Consider the following 20,570-nt stretch of genomic DNA (forward strand, 5'->3'; position numbering starts at 1 on the left):
ACGAAGAAGACGGCACGCTCACCGTGGCCAACGGCGGGGTGGACTTCACCCCCGGCACCAACGGTGACGGCTACTACGCCTTTGACGGCGAGAACGTGACCCTGACCCAGGCCGGTGTCGACGCCATCAATGCCGGCACCACGCTGCCCCCGGTCAGCCTCACCGCCACTGACAGCGGCACGCCTGCGCTCACGGCCACTGACAGCGACACCCCGACGTACACCGCCCAGAACGATGGCCCGACGATCGACGTCACCGCGGTGGATACCTTTAACGAAAATGACGCCGTGGTCGGCCAAACCGTCGCCACCTTCACCGCCAGTGACGAAGAAGACGGAATGCTCACCGCCGGTGCAGGCCAAGTCACCTTCACCCCCGGCAGCAACGGTGACGGCTACTACGCCTTTGACGGCGAGAACGTGACCCTGACCCAGGCCGGTGTCGACGCCATCAATGCCGGCACCACGCTACCCCCGGTCAGCCTCACCGCCACCGACAGCGGCGGCCTGACCGCCACTGACAGCGACACCCCGAGCTATGTAATTAATAGTGTCGTTGCCATCTCTGAAGAGGGGTTGGATAACGGCATTCCCGACACTGGGGCAGGGGCAGGCTATTCAGATTCGACAAATTCAACGACTGCTTCAGGTACACTCAGCATTGCTGGAGACACCGGTTCGTCATTGACAGTAGGCATTGATTTAACTTCATTACCTACTGGCTTGGCTTCCGGAGGGGAGGAAATTACCTGGGATTACTTAGGTGGCAATCACGCAATTGCGGTTGGCTCCACTAGTAATGGAGAGGCGATCCGCATTGAGTTAAATGATGGTAATACATCAGTAGCAAACCCCTCTGCTACTTCCTCTGTTGGCTATGAAGTTACGTTAAGTGCTCCTGTCGATCATCCGGAAAATAGTCTGGAAGACACATTAAACTTCGATTTTGACGTAAATATTGTCGATGGTAATAATGCATCAAGCACTGGCACGGTAACCGTAGTTGTTGAAGACGATATGCCAATCGTAAATGCAGATTCCAACGATCTTAATGTGGTTGTAAACGAATTAGCTGTGGGTGGCTTATCTGTTGCCTGGTCTAATGTGTCAGGTGCTAATGGGGGTGTGTTAAACAACCAGCCAGCTGGGCAAGATGACGTGATTAGCTGGGGTGGTAGTAATGGAAAAAGCAATTACACTTTCGATGATAACGACGATTTAATTGCTAATAATTCTGTGTCAGTGAATTCGATGTTTGAACTAGGTGAATTTACTCACAATAATTTTGTTGTGTCTCAAAGCATTAATTCTGTTGATCTGGATTTATCATTGAATATTCTGATTAATGGTTACTCCGCTACCATTAAGCATACCATTAATTTTGATCACAATGAGACATCAAATAGCGGCGCTGACCCTCGTGATATTGTAACCATCAAAAATGCCAGCACTATTGTGCCAGTCGAAATAACAAACGGAAATGGCGAGATTGAAACCTATAATTTTCAGATAATCGGGTTTGTTGATCAGAATAACAATATTGTTAGTAATGTATTTACTAATGAAAATGCCTCCAATAGCTATAAGTTAATGGCTAAGTTGGTGTCTTCTGATGCGCCTGATGTATCTGGCCAGTTAGAGTACGCATTCGGTGCCGATGGCCCCTCGGATGAAGAGGCTGTTGTCTGGAATAATGGTAATGGCGTTAGCACTAAAGAAAACGGTGATATTGAGGTACAAGGTAAGTTTGGCATTCTGACCGTTTCTGAAGACGGCTCATATACTTACAAGCTAGACCAAGGGGCTTACGATCAATTGGATGCTGGTGAGAAAGAGACAGAGAGCTTTACTTATACTCTTACGGATGGTGATGGTGACAGCGTTAAATCTGCTCTCGACATCAATATTACTGGTGAGGCCGCTCCGCTGAATCCGAACAATGTAAGCATTGGTACCAATGCCGGAGAGACTGTTGAGAGTAAAGGCGGTGATGATCTACTTATCGGCGATCAAGGCGGTAAGAAAACAGTCATCGAGAAAGGTCAAGATTATAATATTTCTTTGATGTTAGATGCTTCGCAAAGTATGAGCGCTCAATCCGGAACGGGCAGCCTTTCACGGTTCCAATTAGCTAAAAATGCATTGAAAAGCCTAGTTGATGATCTATCTAATCACGATGGTATTGTCAATGTTCAGCTTTTAGCCTTCTCAGATAGTGCCTGGAAGGTTGCTGAAATCAATGGGTTGAGTGCTGCTAACGTTAAAGGATTGAAGTCGCAGATAGATAGCATCTCTCAAAATACTTGGACAAATTATGAGGATGCATTTATCAAATCGAAAGCTTGGTTTGATAAGCAGGCTGACTCTGATTCATTTAAAGATGTTGCTTACTTTCTAACTGATGGCGACCCCACTGCCTATAATCATAATTCTGGCAATGTTAAGACAACCGGTGGTTATGACACCAATAAAGCAACGATGGAAAAGGCGATTGAGGCATTTTCAGCGCTGAAAGGTGTCGATGTCCATGCTATAGGTATCGGCGGTGGCGTAAGTCAAAACTTACTCGAGTTTTTCGATAATACTGGTTTGGTCATTGAAAATGATAGCGTTCGGGTAAACGGTGGCAAGGTTTATGGTTCAACTGGGAAAGTAGACATTGTTAATTCTGCAGAGGATTTGCAAGCCGTATTGCAAGGCGGTTCCGAGCGTGAGGAACCCGCTGACGTAGGAAACGATATCTTGCGTGGTAGTGATGGAGACAACATCATTTTTGGTGATGCGCTAGAACACGCCGATTACCCCGGTATGGGCGTACAAGGTATCAAAAATTATCTGCAAGCTGAAAATGGTGCTGAGCCAAGTGATGAAGCGTTAGCAGCCTTTATCCGTGAAAATCATGAATCGTTGGTTATGCCCACTGAGCAAGGTGGGGACGATGTTTTAATTGGCGGCGCAGGCAATGATGTCCTTTATGGTGTGGCCGGTGCTGATACTTTTGCATGGGAGTTTGGTGATCAGGGCACGACAAATAACCCTGCTGAAGACCAAGTAATGGATTTCCACCTGGGTGAGTTTGGTGTTGATAATGAAGCTGATCGTCTGGATTTAGCAGATCTTTTGCAAGATGAGGATAGCAGTAATATCGATGGCTATATTTTCGCCGAGCAGCAGGGCGACGATACTGTACTCCACGTTAAATCTGACGGTGGATTAACAGCAGATGGTAGCAATGCTGATCAACATATCGTTTTGAAAGGCGTTGAGATGCCTCAAGGTGGCAACTCGTCAGACTTTATTCAAAGCATGCTGGACAATGATCAGCTTAAAATTGACCAATAAGTAAAAAGAAATAATAAGGCCGCCTCAGGGCGGCCTTTCTGTATCTAGTTCGGTATGCTAATAGGTAATCCTTCAATGCTTTTACCCACAGAGGAAAGGCCATGCTCTACACCAAGCGCAATCCAGCTGGCGAGATTGTGATGCTTAGCAAAGAATCAACCACTGAGTGTAATGAAACGGTTGCTCCTGATTCCCCTGCGGTGCTGGCTTTTTTGGCCGACCAGCCCGGTTCAACGTCCCACTTCATAGCGTCTGATTTGGCGTTTGTAAGGGTAGTCGAAGATATATTGGAAGTGCTGCTAGAGAAGGGAATTATCACCTTTACTGACCTGCCCGAAGCCGCGCAAGCCAAGGTGATGGAGCGTAAATCTCTCCGGGTAAAGAATAACGTCGATTTATTGGGCGGTGATAGCGACACCATTTAGCAATATCAATAGAACAGTGCCGCTAAGTTACCTCAAGCCTCAACTTCTAAGTGAGGCTTAAGCGTGATGTACGCCTGGACCGGTCGCGCCATCGATACCCACGCGGAACAAGCAAACGAGTTCCTCATCGTCTGCCACACCTTCCCCTATCACCTGAATGCCTAATGAGTGACATAACGTGGCCATGCCCCGCACGATGGTCTGTTGTTCATTGGATGTATGCAGAGCGTGTATCAGGCTGCTATCCATTTTTAAGTAGCTAAGGCCTACATCGTGCAGATCAGCGAGTTTCGTAAACTCGGCACCCACATGCTCGATGCCGAAGGTACACCCAAGGGGGCGTAAGGCGGTGCATAGCCCGCGCAAGCTGCCTATTGCATGGGTGCTCAGCGTGGCGGGTACTTCAAAGCAGAGCTGTTTTGCAAGCAATGGGTGAGCAACCAGCAGGTTCCGAAGGTCGTTCACAAACTGAGTGTTGGTGATCGATGCTGCAGAAAGGTTGATTCCCACTGGTTTGAGATCGCTTTGTAGGTTGTGCAGTGCCTTTTTGACGACCGCTAAGTCAAGGGCGGGCTCCATATCGAAGCGAGTGACCCAGGGAATGAATACGCCAGCGGTGTGCCATTTCCCCGCTAACTGTAATCGGGCAGGGCATTCGTAGTGAAGGATATCGCCATTGACGTCGACGACCGGGAAGTAAGCCAACTCTGGGCCCGCCAGAATGGCGGTTTCCAGCGCTGCTCGCCATTCGGCGTGGCTGCTGTAAAGCGAGACACGTTCGCGCTGACGTACTACTACCTGTTCAAAGGACGTTAGACTTTCGGCTTGAGCCAAGGCGTCATCCAGCGTGGCTAGCAGCATGGCGCGTTCGTCATGAGGCGCATAAGGCACAATGGCGGTCGGTAAAAACAGCTCTGCGGTGGGCACCGTGGCGGTTATCTCCACTAAGGCGGCCATGACTTGAATTCTAAGCTCTTCCACATCATCTATCAGCGGTAGCATAAAGATAAAATCACTACCGTTAAGGCGACCTACCACCGGCTCTGATGACGCATTGTCAAGTTGTCCTAACTGGGTCACCAGCGTCATTAATAATTGGTCGGTAGCGGCATAGCCGAGCTGCTCGTTAAGCGTCTCAAGTTCCTGTACACGAACCATCACCAACATGCCGGTAGCGCGTGCGTCATCGCTGCTTAACTGGGAAGAAAGCTTACCCATGAACACATCGCGATTGAGCGCTCCGGTGACACGGTCATGCTGTAAATGACGGCGTAATTCATCCAGTTTATAGCTTTCGTGACTCAGCATCTGATGAACATTGGCCGATAGGATGTTCATTGCCTGTGTAACTTGACGCAGTTCCAGCGTGCGTGGCTCTTTGATCGTCGTGAAGCGTCGTGCGCTGATATCTTGGGCTTGTGCCACAACACGCGATAAGGGATGTTTAATACCACGTACCACCATAGTGGCAATGGCTAGACTAATGGCGCCCGCGAGTAAAAACCACGCGGCTAGTTCGAGCATGCTCCGCCAAAGCGAGGCATAAGCAAAACTGTGCTGGCTCTCTAGCTCCAACGTGCCGAACTGCCGCCAGCCATCTTGAATGGTGGCGGTGCCGCTGGGTACATCAAACTCTACCAACTGACGAAACCAGCCAGGTACATCACCGGTATAGGTATCGGCAACGCGCTCGATCAACACGCTGCCATCGGTATCACGCAGGGTAATTCGACGGTAGTAACCGGTATCAAATTGAGCAGCTATCAATAGCTCTAAGGTCACCAGTTCTTTATCCAGCTGGCTCATGGAAAGCGCCAGTGCGTTGGCATTGTCTTCATTCTTAATACGCACTTCTTGCTCAATATAATCGCGGCTGGTGGTGATGCTGATAGCCAGACTGCCCACGAACGACAGCAGAAGCAGGGCGATAATGGCAAGCCAAAGTTGTTTTATAAGTGACATCGTGCCAATTCCTCTTAAATGAAACCCTGGGTTTGCATACGTTCGATAACGCTGCGCCAGCGTGAGAGCCGAGCGAGCGGGTCGGCGCGAGATTCAGATGAGCCGCCAGCCCAAAGCCCTTCGCTGTTAAAACTAAACAGTGGGTCGAGGTCCGTACGCTGGGAGGCAGGGGTAATAGAAGGAATAATATTATCCAGTACCAATGGTTCTGCATCTGGTGTTGAGTAGTAGCCCAGCACCATGTGTGCTTGGGTAATTTGGCTACGTCCAATGCGCGCTCGCACATAAATCATGCGTAGATACTGGCTAGTAATACCTAATTGTTTAAGCGTAATGTATTTGGCAATGGAGTAATCCTCACAATCCCCCTGGCCTTTGCCCATGGCCTCCAAAGGTGTGGACCAGAAATCCTCTTCTCCCCAAACACGAATATCATCGACCCATCGAATACGGCGATTGAAGAAATCATTAACCCCACGCAGTTGCGCTTGAACATCTTGATTCTGTAGCTGTTGAAGTAGGGTAAGCCACTCTTCTAAGACGGATAGGCCCGTCTGACCATACTGTTGCTGCATGCTTTGACGAAGGCGCTGGGGATCAAACGCTGATGCAGGCGTGGGGTGAATACCAAGCCCTATGCCCAACCAAAGCGCGCCGACCGTTGCTAAGAACTGTCGACGCGAAAAAGTAGTAGGGCTGTGATCAGAAGATGCAGGCATGAGCCGCCATTTGTAACTGTCAAATAGGCCTTAAGATTACAAGCTGGCGTGGTGAAGTGCTACATCTCTCAGTCAAAAGAGTGGGCTTACTGAGCCGCTGCCTGATGCGTTCTCTCTAATAAGGGTTCAAGCGTGGGCCACACATTATCGAGAATAATCGGCTGTGCATCCGCAGTGGGGTGAATACCGTCGCTTTGCATGAGTGCGTCGTTCAAGGCGATATCCTCCAGCAAGAAAGGTACCAAGGGAACGTCATACTCTTCGGCTAACGAGTGGAAAACACCGGTAAAAGCGTCTCGATACGCTTGGCCATAGTTGGGCGGTATATCGATTCCCAATAGCAGCACTTGCGCGCCTGCTTCTTGGCTCTGCTCGATCATAGTGGCTAAGTTCGTCTGCATTTGTTGTGGAGACAAACCACGTAAGCCGTCATTGCCGCCCAGCTCTAATAGAACAATATCTGGCTGTTGCTGTCCGAGAATATCAGAGAACCTTTGTAGACCGCCGGAAGTCGTTTCACCGCTAATGCTGGCATTGATTATCTGGGCATCGCCTTCCAAGCGCTCTGCCATCAGGTTCACCCAGCCCTCATCACGCTCTATGCCATAAGCGGCGCTTAAGCTATCACCCATCACCAGCAATGTGGTGCCTGGGTCTGCGTCCGCGTTAATAGGTTCTGCGTTGATAGACGATGAGGCAAAGGTGACTATCAGCAGCACCAGCCATCCGGTTACCATGCGGTTCAGTCCATGCCATGCCATAGGGATGCCACGCTTCATGTCTTATTCCTCAAGTTCAAGCTCCTCAGATAAAACTGCACATTCATCTACTGATAAATCGATTTCAAGCGTATCGCCCCAAGGTGAGCGCCAGCTTACTTCGGACAACCCAACCGCAGGCGATGTTCCTCAAGCCGCAACTAGCGTGACTTCTGATGCTACCGGGCACACGGTCCTACACGCGGATAAGCTGTCTAAAAAGGTCACTAGCGGAGAGCGTTCGCTCACCATCTTACATGACCTTTCGCTCAGCGTAGCAGCGGGGGAGAGTGTCGCGATCCTGGGCAAGAGCGGAGCAGGAAAGTCGACGCTGTTAGGGTTGCTGGCGGGGCTTGATACGCCAAGCGACGGCGAGCTAACCCTGTTTGGGCACGCCCTTAGCCGTTTAGACGAGGATGGGCGTGCCGCACTTCGGGCTGGGCGTGTAGGCTTTGTATTCCAAAACTTTCAATTACTACCTACCTTGAGCGCGCTTGAGAATGTCATGCTCCCGCTTGAACTGTCGCCCCGTGCCGGGGAGACGCAAACCGCTGCACAATGCTTAGCGCGTGTGGGGCTTGGCGAGCGTGTAGATCACTTACCTAAACAGCTTTCCGGTGGTGAGCAGCAGCGGGTTGCCGTTGCGCGCGCTTTCGTAACTGACCCTGAACTGGTATTTGCCGATGAACCCACCGGCAACCTGGACCCCGATACCGGGGCGCAAATCATCGATCTACTTTTCACGCTAAACCGGGAAGCGGGTACCACGCTTATCTTAGTCACCCACGATCATGCTCTGGCGCGCCGCTGTGATCGCTGCCTGCGTTTAGACCACGGGAAGTTAGAAGCCTTTGTGCCCACCGCCACGGCAATTGATGAGGGCGCGCAATGAGCGATGTGAATTGGCGCTTGGCCATGCGCAGCCTCAGGCGAGACTTGAGAGCCGCCGATGTACGTGCGCTGTTTATTGCCCTGGTACTGGCGGTCGCGGCTTCGACCATGATTGCGTTTTTTCTTGACCGCCTGGAACGCGGTCTTGAGCGTCAGGCGGGCCAGATGCTGGGGGGCGACCTGGTGTTAGAGCAGCGCGATCCGTTTTCAGGAGAGCTGCGAGAACGCCTTGAAAGCGCCGGTTTTATACTCAGCGACCAAGTCGATCTAGTCTCAATGATTAGCCGTGACGGCCGTTTTCAACCGGCTAGCTTAAAAGCCGTGGATGACGTTTACCCTCACTACGGTGTCTCCCACGTTGATTTTGGAAATGGGACCGAACAGATAGCCTCAGGCCCCGCGCCCGGTGAGGCGTGGGCCGACCCCCGGCTGATTGAGCTGGTCGAGATTGAGCTGGGTGATCGCGTTCAGGTGGGTCAAACCGAGCTGGCCGTGACAGGGATTATTGAGCGCGAAGCGGATCAGTCGGCGGGCTTTGGTAATTTTAACCCACGCTTGATGCTCAATACCGCGGATGTTGAAGCCACCGGCCTTGTACAGGAAGGCTCGCGAATCGAGTTTGAAATCCTGGCGGCCGGACCGCCGGAAGCACTGGATCAAGTGCAAGGGTTGCTCGCTGAGCTACGCCGCAATGGGGTAGAGGTTCGCGATGTCCGCGTTGATCGCCCTCAACTCGGCAATGCATTACAGCGCGCAGAGAGTTATCTGGGGCTGGCCGGTTTAGCAGCAGTCTTGCTCGCCGGTGTGGCCGTGGCAATGTCGACTCGCCGTTATGTGGAACGCCACCTGGATACCGCTGCGTTGTTGCGTTGCTTTGGTGCCAGTCAACGTCAGTTGGTCACTATTTTTACCCTCCAGCTAATGGGGCTTGCGCTGGTAGCCGCGGTGATCGGTGCGCTGCTTGGGCTGATTGGGCAAGCGGTGCTGATTTGGCTGCTAGTGAGTTTTCTGCCCATGACCTTACCGCCGCCAGGTCTTATGCCGCTGGGTTTAGGTGTGTTTACAGCCCTAGCGGTACTGGTAGGGTTTGCTGGGCCAACCCTGTTACGTATCAAACGCGTGAGCGCCTTAAAAGTCCTGCGCCGTGAGCTGGACCCACTGCCGCCGTCGGCTTGGCTGGTAGTCGGTGTGGCAAGCCTCGTGTTTGGAGGGCTGCTGTGGCTCTATTCGGGAAGTCTGCCGTTGGCCATTGCGCTGTTGATCGGCGGGGCGGTGCTGCTCGGCGTGTTGTGGATGATTAGCGCGCTGCTACTGAGCGGCTTGTTGCGGGTTGTACAGCGGTTCTCTGGGCGAAGTGAGTGGTCTCAGGCGCTGCGTTTAGGCGGCCGCCAGCTAGCTAGGCGTCGCCAAACGGGCCTAGGCCAGTTACTGGCCTTTTCGGTGACCTTCTTTGCCATGGCGATGATTGTTTTGGTGCGTGGCGACTTGCTTAGCACTTGGCAGGACCAACTGCCTGACAATACGCCCAACTACTTTGCTATCAATATTCAGCCTTCCGAGCGCGACCCTTTCGAGGCGGCAGTTTCGCCCCGAGTGGAAACGCAAAGCACTCTCTACCCTATGGTGCGTGGCCGGGTGATTGCGATTAATGGCCAGGCACCCAGGGACGCTGTGCCGCCGGATGCCAGCGGTGATAACTCGCTGCGTCGGGAGCTCAACCTAACTTGGCAATCAGAAGTACCCGAAGGCAATGCTGTGGTGGCTGGGGAGTGGTTCTCGACGGCGCAAATTGATGAAGAGGCGAGCCAAGACTGGATGAGCGCTGTTGAGGCGACTCCCCAAAGCGCCCCCGTCCCCATTTCGATGGAGGATGGGCTCGCTGAAAGGCTGGGTCTCGGTATCGGCGATGAAATGACGTTTTCGGTGGGCAGCGACGAGATCACCACGCAAATTACTAGCCTGCGCAGTCTGAATTGGGACAGCTTTCAGCCCAATTTCTTTGTCATTTTCCCGCCGGGAGTGCTGGAACAGTTTGGGCATAGCTATATTACAGCCTTTCACTTGCCTGAAGCAGAGCAGGAGTTGATCCGTGAACTGATTACCGACTTTCCTGGGGTCTCCTTGCTGAATGTCGATGCCATTCTCGGCCAGGTGCGGGATGTGCTCGGCCAAGTCACTCGGGCCGTGGAGTTAGTCCTTGCCTTGGTGCTATTGGCAGGGGTAAGCGTGCTGTATGCCGCACTCACCGCCAGCCGACCAGTACGTGCCCATGAAAGCGGTTTGCTACGCGTGTTTGGCGCAGGTAGCCGCATGATTTCGCGGGTGCAGGGCGCTGAATACGCGCTGCTGGGTTTTGCAAGTGGTTTGATGGGCGCGGTGCTTGCCGAATTGACCACGGCGGCACTGTATATTTTCCTCTTGGATCTCACGCCACGCTTCCACTTGGGGCTATGGATTTTCCTCCCTCTTGGCGGTGCCGTGCTGATTGGCGTGATAGGCCATGCACTTTCGCGAGGATTGCGTCGTCAGGCGCCTGCCGCCAGCTTGGGACTGCTCGGCGAAGCCTAAAAGCTATTTCGCGAGCCAGAAACCGACCACCAGGGCACTGATGACAGCAATAAAAAAGACCAGATTACGGACGCGGGTATCGCGGTGAGGTTTCATAACGGCACCAAGTGAGCGTGAAGGTAAAAGGGGCGGAAGCATTGTGCTCGGCATGGTAACGTTTGTTGCTTACGCCGTCATCTTGCCCGCTCCGCCGTTTGCCCAGGATACTTGATTATGCCTCACACCGAATTCAAGGCTGCTTCCAGCGTTGCTTCGCAGCCCCTTTCTCTTGCTCAAGGCCGCTTAGCGGCCCTGAGTTGGGGCCGAGCAGGTGCCCCAGTTTGGCTAGCGCTACACGGCTGGCTAGATAATGCCGCCAGCTTTTCACGTTTAGCGCCGCTGCTGGTAGAGGCGCTGGGTATTCGTATCGTCGCCATTGATTTTCGTGGCCATGGCCATTCTGCGCACCTGCCGCAAGTCGGTGACTATGCTCTCACTGATTATGCGCTATGGGACTATTGCCACGATGTGTTGGATGCCATGGAAGACCTCGGTCTTGACCAAGTTAGCGTGCTGGCCCATTCGATGGGCGCCGCAGTGGCCTGCCTACTTGCTGCAGCACTACCCGAACGCATCGAACGCTTGACGCTGATAGATGGCCTGGGCGCACTCAACACACCCAGCGAAGAGACGGCCAGCCAACTACGTAAAGGGCTAACGGCGTACCGTCGTCCACTTTCTCGCCCACCGCGCTACCCAGATATCGAAAGTGCCGTCGCTGCTCGTGTGGCCGGTGGCGTCACTCCGATAGACAGCATCACCGCAACGCCGTTGGTAGAACGTAACACCCAGCCAACCGCCGATGGTCATGTTCAAATGCGTACCGACAGTCGCTTGCTAAAGCCGTCCTTGGTGCGCTTCACGCCTGAACAAGTGCTGTCGTTACTCGCTAATATCAACGCCCCAGTGCTATTGATCGAGGGTGAAGAGGGCATTTTGGGTGAACGTGCCTGGGCCATCCAAGCGCGACAAGCCGTCAAGAGGTTAACCCGCCAGGTGCTCAAAGGTGGCCACCATTTGCACCTGGAACCTAATGCGGTAGCGCAAGTCGCCTTGGTTATCGATGCATACTGGGTCAATGCGAATAAGGGCTAGCGATGGACAGCAGTATGAATGAATTGGCACAGGGCAGTCGGGGTAACAAAGTCGCGCTGGTATTAGGCAGTGGCGGTGCCAGGGGCTATGCGCATATTGGGGTAATTGAATCGCTCGAGGCGCGGGGCTTTGAGATCATCGCCGTCTCAGGCTGCTCAATGGGTGCGCTGATTGGCGGTATTTACGCTGCTGGCAAGTTACCTGAATACCGTGATTGGGTATGCAACCTTGATTACCTGGATGTGCTCAAACTGGTGGATGTGACCTGGAATCCCATGGGCGCGATGCGCGGCAGTAAAGTAATGAGCAAACTAGAAGCGCTGGTGGGCGATATCTTGATTGAAGACCTGGCAATTCCTATTACGACGGTGGCGACAGACCTGGTACGCCAGCGGGAAGTATGGTTTCAAAACGGCCCGCTTTTGCAAGCCATTCGTGCCTCGATCGCGGTTCCAGGGGTGATTACTCCGGTGCATTTTGGCGAACAGGTATTGGTGGATGGCGGATTGCTCAACCCGTTACCAATTATGCCTGTGGTGGCCGCCCATCAGGCGGATTTTGTGGTAGCGGTCAACGTCACGGCCCATAGCCCACTGCCGGTCACGCTGGAAGAATTGCTACCCAAAGAAGAGCAAGCCGTCGACAGCCGAAGCAAAAAAGAGATTGAACGCGATCAACGTATGGGCAACTGGATAGGTGATGTACGTGCCGCCACGCAAAAGCTGTGGGCTGGGCTGGGGGCCAATGGGGAGGGCGAAGACGCGGAACTGGAAGAGACCACCGAAGCGCGCGGCAAGCGGGAGTGGAGCAAGCTCGATATGATTCTGGAGTCGTTTGATATTACCCAGGCGGCGCTGGCCAAGTACAAGGTGGCGGGCTATCCACCCGATGTGCTGATCGAAATACCCAAAACGGTCTGCAGCACTTACGAATTCCATCGTGGCAAGGAGTTGATTCGCCTGGGTAGGCACCTAGCGGACGAAGCACTGGAGCGGCGCATGCCAGGTATTGCCTCTGATGCCGCCGAGTAGGGTTACTGGCCTCGCTTGCGCAGCAAAATATAGACCGCGCCGGTGCCACCATCAATATCGATAGCGGAACAGAAAGCCAGCACCCCAGGCCATTCGCGTAGCCAGGCGTTGGTATGGCTTTTGAGGACGGGAAAGTCAGCCGTGGTGCCCCATGATTTGCCATGTACCACCAGCACGCAGCGCAAACCTTGGCTGGCAGCATCGCGCAGAAAGCTTTCCAGCTCCGCGCGCGCCTCTTCCAGGGTGTGGCCATGTAGGTCAAGTCCCGCCTGCCATGCCGTTTGGCCGCGTTTTAACTGGCTGAACGTGCGCCAAGGCAAGTCCGGCACACTGAATTCCAAGTACTCGGAAGGCCTTACGGCTTCCACCCGTCCGTCTGAAGTACGTCCGCTGGACTGCGTTGTACTGCTCTCAACCGCCGCGTGACGCCGCGCTTGCTGAGCCAACCCATCGCGCCTGGGTTTGCCAGGGTCAGCTTGGTTGGTCGCGATACGACGGACACCTGCCGCCTTTAGCGCAGCGCGAAAGGCATTGATATCGTCATCATCGGGCAGGTGGCGGCGTCGCGTCATGGTAGGCTCGGGTGGCAAAAAAGTAGTAAATAACGGTAGAACAAGTAAAGACGCACAGTATAGCGGGCTGAGCGTTGCTGTGAACCGGACGGCGTGAAAGGTACAATCTTTTTATTCGTTGTGTGTATGCGGCTGCATTGGCTGTATTCACGATTATCGTCAACCAGGAGTCGCTGTGTGACCACGCACCTAAACGCTGAGCCTTCTCACTCAACCCTTTCCCTGCCCGAGTCGGTGCTGGTAGGCGAACTCTTTACGCTGCGCGACTACCTGCGCTGGGTTTCTAGTGAGTTTTACCTGGCCGGTTTGCATTATGGCCACGGCACCGATTCCGCTTGGGACGAGGCTGTCGCGCTCTGCCTGGGGTCACTTCACCTGCCATGGAATGTTGACCCCGCTGTGCTGGAAGCACGCCTTTTGCCGGTCGAGCGTCAGCGAATTATCGCGCTCGTCAAAGAACGTGTTACTACCCGCCGCCCGTTGCCCTATTTACTGGGAGAAAGTTTCTTTGCCGGCCATCCGTTCAACGTTGATGAACGGGTGCTTATTCCGCGCTCGCCAATTGCCGAGCTGATCGAAGACGGTTTCGCCGCTTGGTTCCCCGAAGAGCCGCCTGCCAGTGTGTTGGATTTATGCACCGGTTCTGGCTGTATCGGCATTGCGACCGCTCTCTACCTGCCTACCTGCGAAGTGACGCTTGCCGATATCAGTCAAGATGCCTTGGCCGTGGCCCGCCAGAACATTACCCGCCATGATGTGGGCGATCGGGTGCGGGCGATCGAGTCGGATGTTTTCAATGGCTTAGAGGGGCGGCGTTTTGATTTGATTGTCTCTAACCCGCCTTATGTCGACGCCTGTGATCTGGCTACCATGCCTGCCGAGTTTCGCCATGAGCCTTCGCTGGCCCTAGGCGCCGGCAGCGATGGGCTGGATATCGTCCGACGCATGTTGCGTAAAGCCCGGGACCATTTGACCGATGAGGGCTGGCTGATTGTAGAAGTCGGCAACTCTGATCGCCATTTAGAAGCGGCCTTTCCGGAGGTTGCTTTTCTGTGGCTTGAATTCGAGCGTGGCGGCCAGGGTGTTTTTGCCCTGAGCGCAGCTGAACTCGACGCCCATGCGGCGTCTTTCGTGTGAGGAATTAACGGCCATGTCTGGCAATACATTTGGCAAACTATTCAGTGTAACGACCTTTGGTGAAAGCCACGGCCCTGCGCTCGGTGCGATTGTGGATGGTTGCCCGCCTGGGCTGCCGTTAAGTGAAGCCGATCTGCAGAGTGATCTGGATCGCCGTCGACCGGGCAGTTCTCGGCATACCACCCAACGCAAAGAGCCTGATCAGGTGCGCATTTTATCCGGTGTCTTTGAAGGTAAGACGACGGGTACCTCGATCGGCCTGCTGATTGAGAACACCGACCAGCGCTCTAACGACTACTCGAAAATCAAAGAGCAGTTTCGGCCCGCCCATGCGGATTACACCTACCATCATAAATATGGCCACCGCGACTATCGTGGCGGCGGTCGCTCCAGCGCCCGTGAAACGGCCATGCGGGTAGCCGCTGGGGCGATTGCCAAGAAATACCTAGCCGCCCAGGGCGTACAGATTCGTGGCTATATGAGCCAGTTAGGCCCTATCAAAATTGAGTTCAAACAGTGGGAATCGGTCAGTCAGAACGCCTTCTTCTGCCCTGACCCAGCGCGCGTGGCAGAGTTGGAAAACTATATGGATCAACTGCGACGCGACCAGGATTCCGTCGGTGCCGAAATTACCGTCATTGCCGAAGGTGTCCCAGTAGGGCTGGGCGAACCGGTATTTGACCGTCTGGATGCAGATCTAGCGCATGGTTTGATGAGTATCAATGCGGTAAAAGGGATCGAGATCGGTGCTGGTTTTGGCAGTATCGCCCAGCGCGGCAGTGAACATCGTGATGAGATGACGCCCCAAGGCTTTCTTTCCAACCATGCAGGGGGTGTGCTGGGGGGGATCTCCAGCGGGCAACCCATCGTGGCGCGCTTAGCGCTTAAACCGACGTCCAGCATCACCACGCCAGGCCGCTCTATCGATATTCACGGTCAAGCCGTCGAGGTGATTACGAAAGGGCGCCATGACCCCTGCGTGGGGATTCGTGCCACCCCCATCGCTGAGGCAATGATGGCGATTACGCTACTGGATCACTGGCTGAGGCATCGTGGCCAGAATGGTGATGTCAGCGTTGATACACCGCGTTTAACTCAGCGTTAACGCATAACGGTAAGGTTTGCCGTTCGCTGCTACACTCAAACAAAACAATTGCATGAGCAGTCGTCATGAAAAAACAACGCAGGAGCCGCCTATGAAGATTAACCTTGAGTTTGATCTTACCCCCGATGAATTTCGTCAATCACTGGGGCTGCCGGACGTTGAAGCCTTTCAGAAAAACCTGTTGGAGAATATCCAGCGGCAGATGGAGTCTGGGGTGGAAGGCTACGACCCCATGAGCCTAATGCGGCCGTTCTTGCAGCAGCCGATGATGCAGCAAGGGCTATCCCAAGGCTTGGCCAACTTCGGCACGTATCAGCAAATGATGTTGGATATGTTGCGTCAGGCGGGAAATACCTCTTCGGCCAGCAGCGATAATGAAGAGAAAGGGGCGGCTAGCAGCGCCAAAAAAACTACCCAAAGTAGCACTGGTAGTAAGGCTAAATCGACCGCGTCGTCGCGCTCACGCGCTGATTCCAAGCGTAGCGGCACTTAGCGTGTCGAGAGCTGTCTACGTGTATTAACTTAGGCGTATTAACTTAACAGTCGATTGTTAACTTGTTGAGTAGGAAAGAGTATACAACAGCGTATATGGCTAACCGCTAAAGTCCTTGCACGGTGTTCATGCATGACCCCACTGTTGCAATGCAGTATGCTAAAGATTACTCTTTTTGCAGTGCAGCATAGCTAGATCAACGATAGCTTGATACAGATAGCTAGATCACAGTGAGTCACTCCCAGGCTCATGCCAAGGAACGAAATAGGAGCAGACACTATGCAAGACAATATGATGGATGCCTTTAACGCCCAAACGAAACAAATGTTTGAGCCGATGCGTAAAATTAATTCGCTGATGCTCAATAACATGGAAAAAATGACTCAGTATCAGCTGGAAGCCATGAAGCGCTACAGCCAGATGGGCACTGAGCGTATTCGCAGCGCCACCGACATTCAGGATGCAGAAAGCCTGCGTGATTTCGGCACCAAGCAAGCCGAAATGATGAACGAGCTTTCTCAACAGATGCAGGAAGACGCTCGGGTAATGAGTGAAATGAGCCTGCAGTTTAAGTCGGAAATGGAAAAAATGTTCAGTGAAGCTGGGCAGCAAATGTCCGACCAAGCTAAGGCCGCCACGAAAGGTGAGCAGCCTGCAAAAGCCTCGAGTCAATCAACGCGCAAAAGCTGATTGGCGACATCATCGCGGCGCCTTAGGGCGCCGCGATGCATTTATGGCTTCCTAGATAAAGCGTTTAATCCTATAAGAAGCTTGGTTATATCACCGCTGGGTCTTGGTCAACGTGATCGGTGCGCCTTAAGAGCGGCGTAGGGAGAGTTAGTATGCAGTCAGCGTGGCACAATCCATTCCAGGCATTATCCTCAGGGCTTTCTCAAGGTCTTTCTCAGGGGGTAGCCGATGGGATAGCTAAGGGCTTACCTGAGGGGTTATCCCAGGCCGACATTGAAGCTTGGAACAATCAGCTTAAAGCGATTAGCGAGCAGTACCAGGGATTGATGCAGGACCTGCTTTCCCGTATCGCCCCCAGTGAGGCTGCCGACTCCATTTATAGCGACATGCGTGAAAGCTTCGAGGCGGGTGCTCAGTCGCTCATGCAAAATCCCACCCTGCTGTGGGAAACGCAGGCTCGGTTGGTGCAGGATCAGTGGCTCTTGTGGCAACAGGCAATGCGTGGCATGGCTGGAGAGCAAGTTGCCCCGTTAGTAACGCCAGCCAAAAATGATCGCCGTTTCAAAGACGAGGCGTGGACACAAGACCCACACTATATGGCCATCATGCAGCAATACCTGCTGTTCTCGCAGATGGTTGAAGAGCTGATTGAAAGCTTAAGTGGTCTCGACGAAACCCAGCAGCGGAACCTGCTGTTTTACGCGCGCCAATTGGTCAACGCGATGGCGCCGACTAATTTTATGAGCACCAATCCCGAAGTCATGCGCCGCACGGTTGAAACCCGCGGTCAAAACTTGCTTGATGGGTTGGAGCGGCTGCGAGAGGATTTAGGCAACTCTGCTGAAGGCATTAATGTTCGTATGACCGATCGTGGTGCTTTTGGGGTGGGGGACAATATTGCCGTAACGCCCGGTGCGGTGGTTTACGAAAATGAACTAATACAGCTCATTCAATATACCCCCACCACAGAAAAAGCTTTCAAAACACCACTGTTGATGGTGCCCCCGTGGATCAATAAGTACTACATTCTCGATCTACGCGAAGATAACTCCATGGTGAAGTGGCTAGTGGAACAAGGCCATACGGTATTTTTGATCTCTTGGCGCAACCCTGGACCCGAACAGCGCGATATCACCTGGGCCGACTATATGCAGATGGGCCCAATCAGCGCGATGGAAGCCATCGAGAAAGCCTGTGGAGAGAAGTCGGTCAATTTGCTCAGCTATTGTGTGGGCGGCACATTAACGGCTTCTACGGTCGCCTACCTCACCAGTACGCGGCGTGGGCGCAAAGTAAAGTCAGTAACGTATATGGCGACGCTGCAGGATTTTCGCGATCCGGGCGATATCGGCGTCTTTCTGAATGAACGAGTGGTCGATGGCATAGAGCAGACGCTTGAACTGAAAGGCTATCTTGACGGTCGCTCAATGGCTTACACCTTCAATTTACTGCGTGAGAACGATCTGTTTTGGTCGTTTTACATCAACAATTATTTGAAGGGCGAAACGCCAGCAGCCTTTGATCTGCTTTACTGGAACACTGACGGCACTAATCTTCCCGCAGGCACACACGGCTGGTACCTGCGCCATATGTATCTGGAAAACCGGTTGGTAGAGCCAGGTGGCATTGAGCTGGATGGCATTAATATAGACCTGCGTAAGGTGTCAACGCCCAGCTACTTCGTGTCTACCAAGGAAGACCACATCGCCAAGTGGAACAGTACCTATTATGGCGCCTTGTTACCCAAAGGGCAGGCCACCTTCGTGTTGGGCGGCTCGGGCCACATCGCCGGTATCGTCAACCCTCCCCATAAGAACAAGTATGGTTACTGGACCAATGACACGCTACCGGAAAGCCATGAGGCTTGGCTGGAAAGCGCAACGCCGCATGAAGGCTCCTGGTGGCCCCACTGGCAGGCCTGGATGACCGAGAATGGCTATGCCGATAGCGAGAAAATGGTGCCTGCGCGCCAACCTGGCGAGGGGGAGCTCAAGGTGATTGAGCCTGCGCCAGGGCGTTATGTGAAGATGACGATTCCAGAGGTGCTTGGTGAGATACCTAAGACGTCTTGATTGATCGCTAGAGAGCTAAGACGAGAAAAGCCCGCTGACAGTGTGTCAGCGGGCTTTATTTCGTCGTAATCAGTTACGAATAAGGTAGTCGAAAGCGCCAAGCGATGCTTTAGCACCTTCACCCATGGCGATAATGATCTGCTTGTAAGGCACGGTCGTGACATCGCCTGCGGCGAATACACCGGGCACGGACGTCATACCATGAGCATCGACAATGATTTCACCTCGAGGCGTCATTTCAATTGGTGAGCCCTTCAGCCACTCAGTGTTGGGTACTAAACCAATCTGAACGAAAATACCCTCCAACGCGATGGACTTGCTCTCGTCAGTTGTACGGTCTTTATAGTTCAAGCCGTTAACACGGCTGCCGTCGCCAGTGACTTCGGTCGTCTGCGCATTCAGGATAATATCCACATTGGGCAGGCTCTTGAGCTTCTTCTGTAGTACGGCGTCCGCCCGCATTTCGCCCATAAACTCGACCAATGTAACGTGGCCAACAATACCCGCCAGATCAATCGCTGCTTCAACACCCGAGTTGCCGCCACCAATGACGGCGACACGCTTACCCTTGAACAGCGGGCCATCACAGTGGGGGCAGTAGGCGACCCCTTTGTTGCGGTATTGCTGCTCGCCAGGCACGTTCATTTCGCGCCAGCGGGCGCCTGTTGCCAGTACCAGTGTCTTGCTCTTTAGTTTGGCACCAGACTCGAACGTGACTTCATGTAGGCCGCCTTCGGCTTCGGCCGCTCTAAAAGAAGTCGCAAGCTGCAGGTTCATGACGTCAACTTCGTAATCTTTGACGTGTTCTTCCAGCGCGCTGACCAGTTTTGGACCTTCGGTATGTGACACCGAAATGAAGTTCTCAATACCCATGGTGTCGGCCACCTGGCCACCGAAGCGTTCAGCGGCAACACCGGTGTTGATGCCCTTGCGCGCCGAGTAAATGGCTGCCGCAGCACCGGCGGGACCGCCACCAATCACGAGCGTATCGAAGGCGGCTTTTTCGCTGAGCTTTTTAGCATCGCGTTCGGCTGCGCCGGTGTCGACCTTGGCAAGGATCTGTTCAAGGGTCATGCGGCCTTGATCGAACGGTTTGCCGTTCAGGTAGATGCTCGGCACCGACATGATTTCACGGGACTCGACTTCATCCTGAAACAGCGCCCCGTCGATAGCGACATGGCGCACGTTAGGATTGAAGATAGCCATCAGATTTAGCGCCTGAACTACGTCAGGGCAGTTCTGGCAAGAGAGCGAGTAGTACGTCTCGAACAGCATCTCGCCGTCAAGCGCACGAATCTGATCGAGTTGTTCGTCTGATGTTTTGGGTGGGTGACCGCCGACTTGCAGCAGTGCCAGTACCAACGAGGTGAACTCGTGGCCCATCGGGATACCGGCAAATACAACGCCCGTCTCCTCACCGGGGCGGTTGATCGCAAACGATGGCGTGCGTGCATCCTGGCCATCGCTATGCAGGGTAATCTTATCGCTCAAGCTGCTGATTTCTTCCAGCAGGCCGAGTAATTCTTGTGACTTGGCACCGTCATCGAGGGACGCAACGATCTCGAACGGCTGAGTCACTTTTTCCAGATACGCTTTTAACTGGGATTTTAAATTGGCGTCCAGCATGACAGTGCTTCCTCGCAGTTAACATGTCGGTGTTTGGTCAAAGAGC

General features: G+C 53.4%; 17 protein-coding genes. 11 read left to right on the plus strand and 6 right to left on the minus strand.

The window, feature by feature from the left end; genetic code table 11:
* Window positions 1-299 (minus strand): hypothetical protein (locus tag ACUN8H_RS15780; protein WP_445533020.1); only part of this gene is annotated, 299 nt, incomplete at its 3' end.
* Between ACUN8H_RS15780 and ACUN8H_RS15785 the strand changes: the two genes are divergently transcribed.
* Together ACUN8H_RS15785 and ACUN8H_RS15790 are read left to right on the plus strand one after the other, a co-directional pair.
* A complete protein-coding gene (locus ACUN8H_RS15785) occupies window positions 288-3,341 on the plus strand; it encodes a type I secretion C-terminal target domain-containing protein (protein ID WP_445533021.1) in 3,054 nt (1,017 codons plus the stop codon). The genes ACUN8H_RS15780 and ACUN8H_RS15785 overlap by 12 nt on opposite strands.
* A 101-nt stretch (window positions 3,342-3,442) precedes the next feature.
* A complete protein-coding gene (locus tag ACUN8H_RS15790; protein ID WP_445533022.1) occupies window positions 3,443-3,766 on the plus strand; it encodes a tryptophan synthase subunit beta like protein in 324 nt (107 codons plus the stop codon).
* A 57-nt stretch (window positions 3,767-3,823) separates the two neighbouring features.
* Here ACUN8H_RS15790 and ACUN8H_RS15795 read toward each other — a convergent pair whose 3' ends face one another.
* The 3 genes from ACUN8H_RS15795 to ACUN8H_RS15805 all read right to left on the minus strand — a co-directional run bounded on the left by ACUN8H_RS15795 (window position 3,824) and on the right by ACUN8H_RS15805 (window position 7,226).
* Window positions 3,824-5,728, minus strand: a complete 1,905-nt coding sequence (locus ACUN8H_RS15795; protein WP_445533023.1) for a bifunctional diguanylate cyclase/phosphodiesterase — start codon at window positions 5,726-5,728, stop codon at window positions 3,824-3,826.
* Window positions 5,729-5,742: 14 nt separating this feature from the next.
* A complete protein-coding gene (locus ACUN8H_RS15800; RefSeq protein ID WP_445533024.1) occupies window positions 5,743-6,447 on the minus strand; it encodes a transglutaminase-like cysteine peptidase in 705 nt (234 codons plus the stop codon).
* A gap of 86 nt (window positions 6,448-6,533) precedes the next feature.
* Window positions 6,534-7,226: an arylesterase gene (locus ACUN8H_RS15805; RefSeq protein ID WP_445533025.1), complete on the minus strand. Its 693-nt coding sequence runs from the start codon at window positions 7,224-7,226 to the stop codon at window positions 6,534-6,536.
* Window positions 7,227-7,287: 61 nt separating this feature from the next.
* On the opposite strand from ACUN8H_RS15805, the gene ACUN8H_RS15810 reads away from it, so the two are divergent.
* The 4 genes from ACUN8H_RS15810 to ACUN8H_RS15825 all read left to right on the plus strand — a co-directional run bounded on the left by ACUN8H_RS15810 (window position 7,288) and on the right by ACUN8H_RS15825 (window position 12,829).
* On the plus strand, window positions 7,288-8,097 hold the full coding sequence (locus tag ACUN8H_RS15810; protein ID WP_445533124.1) for an ABC transporter ATP-binding protein: 810 nt from the start codon (window positions 7,288-7,290) through the stop codon (window positions 8,095-8,097).
* The gene (locus ACUN8H_RS15815) at window positions 8,094-10,664 is read left to right on the plus strand and encodes an ABC transporter permease (protein ID WP_445533026.1); all 2,571 of its coding nucleotides are present in this window, start codon (window positions 8,094-8,096) and stop codon (window positions 10,662-10,664) included. Before ACUN8H_RS15810 ends, ACUN8H_RS15815 begins: the two co-directional genes overlap by 4 nt.
* 213 nt (window positions 10,665-10,877) lie before the next feature.
* Window positions 10,878-11,798, plus strand: a complete 921-nt coding sequence (locus ACUN8H_RS15820) for an alpha/beta fold hydrolase (RefSeq protein ID WP_445533027.1) — start codon at window positions 10,878-10,880, stop codon at window positions 11,796-11,798.
* Window positions 11,799-11,812: 14 nt separating this feature from the next.
* The gene (locus tag ACUN8H_RS15825) at window positions 11,813-12,829 is read left to right on the plus strand and encodes a patatin-like phospholipase family protein (RefSeq protein WP_445533028.1); all 1,017 of its coding nucleotides are present in this window, start codon (window positions 11,813-11,815) and stop codon (window positions 12,827-12,829) included.
* 2 nt (window positions 12,830-12,831) lie between these two features.
* Here ACUN8H_RS15825 and ACUN8H_RS15830 read toward each other — a convergent pair whose 3' ends face one another.
* Window positions 12,832-13,401, minus strand: a complete 570-nt coding sequence (locus ACUN8H_RS15830) for a Smr/MutS family protein (RefSeq protein ID WP_445533029.1) — start codon at window positions 13,399-13,401, stop codon at window positions 12,832-12,834.
* Between the two features lie 177 nt (window positions 13,402-13,578).
* Here ACUN8H_RS15830 and prmB point away from each other — a divergent pair, with 177 nt between their 5' ends.
* The 5 genes from prmB to phaC all read left to right on the plus strand — a co-directional run bounded on the left by prmB (window position 13,579) and on the right by phaC (window position 18,898).
* Window positions 13,579-14,538, plus strand: a complete 960-nt coding sequence (gene prmB / locus ACUN8H_RS15835; protein WP_445533030.1) for a 50S ribosomal protein L3 N(5)-glutamine methyltransferase — start codon at window positions 13,579-13,581, stop codon at window positions 14,536-14,538.
* A 13-nt stretch (window positions 14,539-14,551) separates the two neighbouring features.
* On the plus strand, window positions 14,552-15,643 hold the full coding sequence (gene aroC / locus ACUN8H_RS15840) for a chorismate synthase (protein WP_445533031.1): 1,092 nt from the start codon (window positions 14,552-14,554) through the stop codon (window positions 15,641-15,643).
* Between the two features lie 91 nt (window positions 15,644-15,734).
* Window positions 15,735-16,136, plus strand: coding sequence for a hypothetical protein (locus ACUN8H_RS15845; RefSeq protein WP_445533032.1), 402 nt, complete (start codon window positions 15,735-15,737; stop codon window positions 16,134-16,136).
* Window positions 16,137-16,415: 279 nt separating this feature from the next.
* On the plus strand, window positions 16,416-16,826 hold the full coding sequence (locus ACUN8H_RS15850; protein ID WP_445533033.1) for a phasin family protein: 411 nt from the start codon (window positions 16,416-16,418) through the stop codon (window positions 16,824-16,826).
* A 152-nt stretch (window positions 16,827-16,978) separates the two neighbouring features.
* The gene (gene phaC / locus ACUN8H_RS15855; protein WP_445533034.1) at window positions 16,979-18,898 is read left to right on the plus strand and encodes a class I poly(R)-hydroxyalkanoic acid synthase; all 1,920 of its coding nucleotides are present in this window, start codon (window positions 16,979-16,981) and stop codon (window positions 18,896-18,898) included.
* 69 nt (window positions 18,899-18,967) lie between these two features.
* On the opposite strand, the gene ahpF is transcribed toward phaC, so the two are convergent.
* Window positions 18,968-20,524, minus strand: a complete 1,557-nt coding sequence (ahpF, locus tag ACUN8H_RS15860; RefSeq protein WP_445533035.1) for an alkyl hydroperoxide reductase subunit F — start codon at window positions 20,522-20,524, stop codon at window positions 18,968-18,970.
* Window positions 20,525-20,570: the final 46 nt, after the last annotated feature.

The sequence above is a fragment of the Vreelandella sp. V005 genome (genome assembly GCF_052645115.1).

Excerpts from the sequence above, each read along its gene's own strand:
- ACUN8H_RS15790 (WP_445533022.1), top strand. The coding sequence starts at position 3,443 with ATGCTCTACACCAAGCGCAATCCAGCTGGCGAGATTGTGATGCTTAGC.
- ACUN8H_RS15795 (WP_445533023.1), bottom strand. The coding sequence starts at position 5,728 with ATGTCACTTATAAAACAACTTTGGCTTGCCATTATCGCCCTGCTTCTG.
- ACUN8H_RS15800 (WP_445533024.1), bottom strand. The coding sequence starts at position 6,447 with ATGCCTGCATCTTCTGATCACAGCCCTACTACTTTTTCGCGTCGACAG.
- ACUN8H_RS15805 (WP_445533025.1), bottom strand. The coding sequence starts at position 7,226 with ATGAAGCGTGGCATCCCTATGGCATGGCATGGACTGAACCGCATGGTA.
- ACUN8H_RS15815 (WP_445533026.1), top strand. The coding sequence starts at position 8,094 with ATGAGCGATGTGAATTGGCGCTTGGCCATGCGCAGCCTCAGGCGAGAC.
- ACUN8H_RS15820 (WP_445533027.1), top strand. The coding sequence starts at position 10,878 with ATGCCTCACACCGAATTCAAGGCTGCTTCCAGCGTTGCTTCGCAGCCC.
- ACUN8H_RS15825 (WP_445533028.1), top strand. The coding sequence starts at position 11,813 with ATGAATGAATTGGCACAGGGCAGTCGGGGTAACAAAGTCGCGCTGGTA.
- ACUN8H_RS15830 (WP_445533029.1), bottom strand. The coding sequence starts at position 13,401 with ATGACGCGACGCCGCCACCTGCCCGATGATGACGATATCAATGCCTTT.
- aroC (WP_445533031.1), top strand. The coding sequence starts at position 14,552 with ATGTCTGGCAATACATTTGGCAAACTATTCAGTGTAACGACCTTTGGT.
- ACUN8H_RS15845 (WP_445533032.1), top strand. The coding sequence starts at position 15,735 with ATGAAGATTAACCTTGAGTTTGATCTTACCCCCGATGAATTTCGTCAA.
- ACUN8H_RS15850 (WP_445533033.1), top strand. The coding sequence starts at position 16,416 with ATGCAAGACAATATGATGGATGCCTTTAACGCCCAAACGAAACAAATG.
- phaC (WP_445533034.1), top strand. The coding sequence starts at position 16,979 with ATGCAGTCAGCGTGGCACAATCCATTCCAGGCATTATCCTCAGGGCTT.
- ahpF (WP_445533035.1), bottom strand. The coding sequence starts at position 20,524 with ATGCTGGACGCCAATTTAAAATCCCAGTTAAAAGCGTATCTGGAAAAA.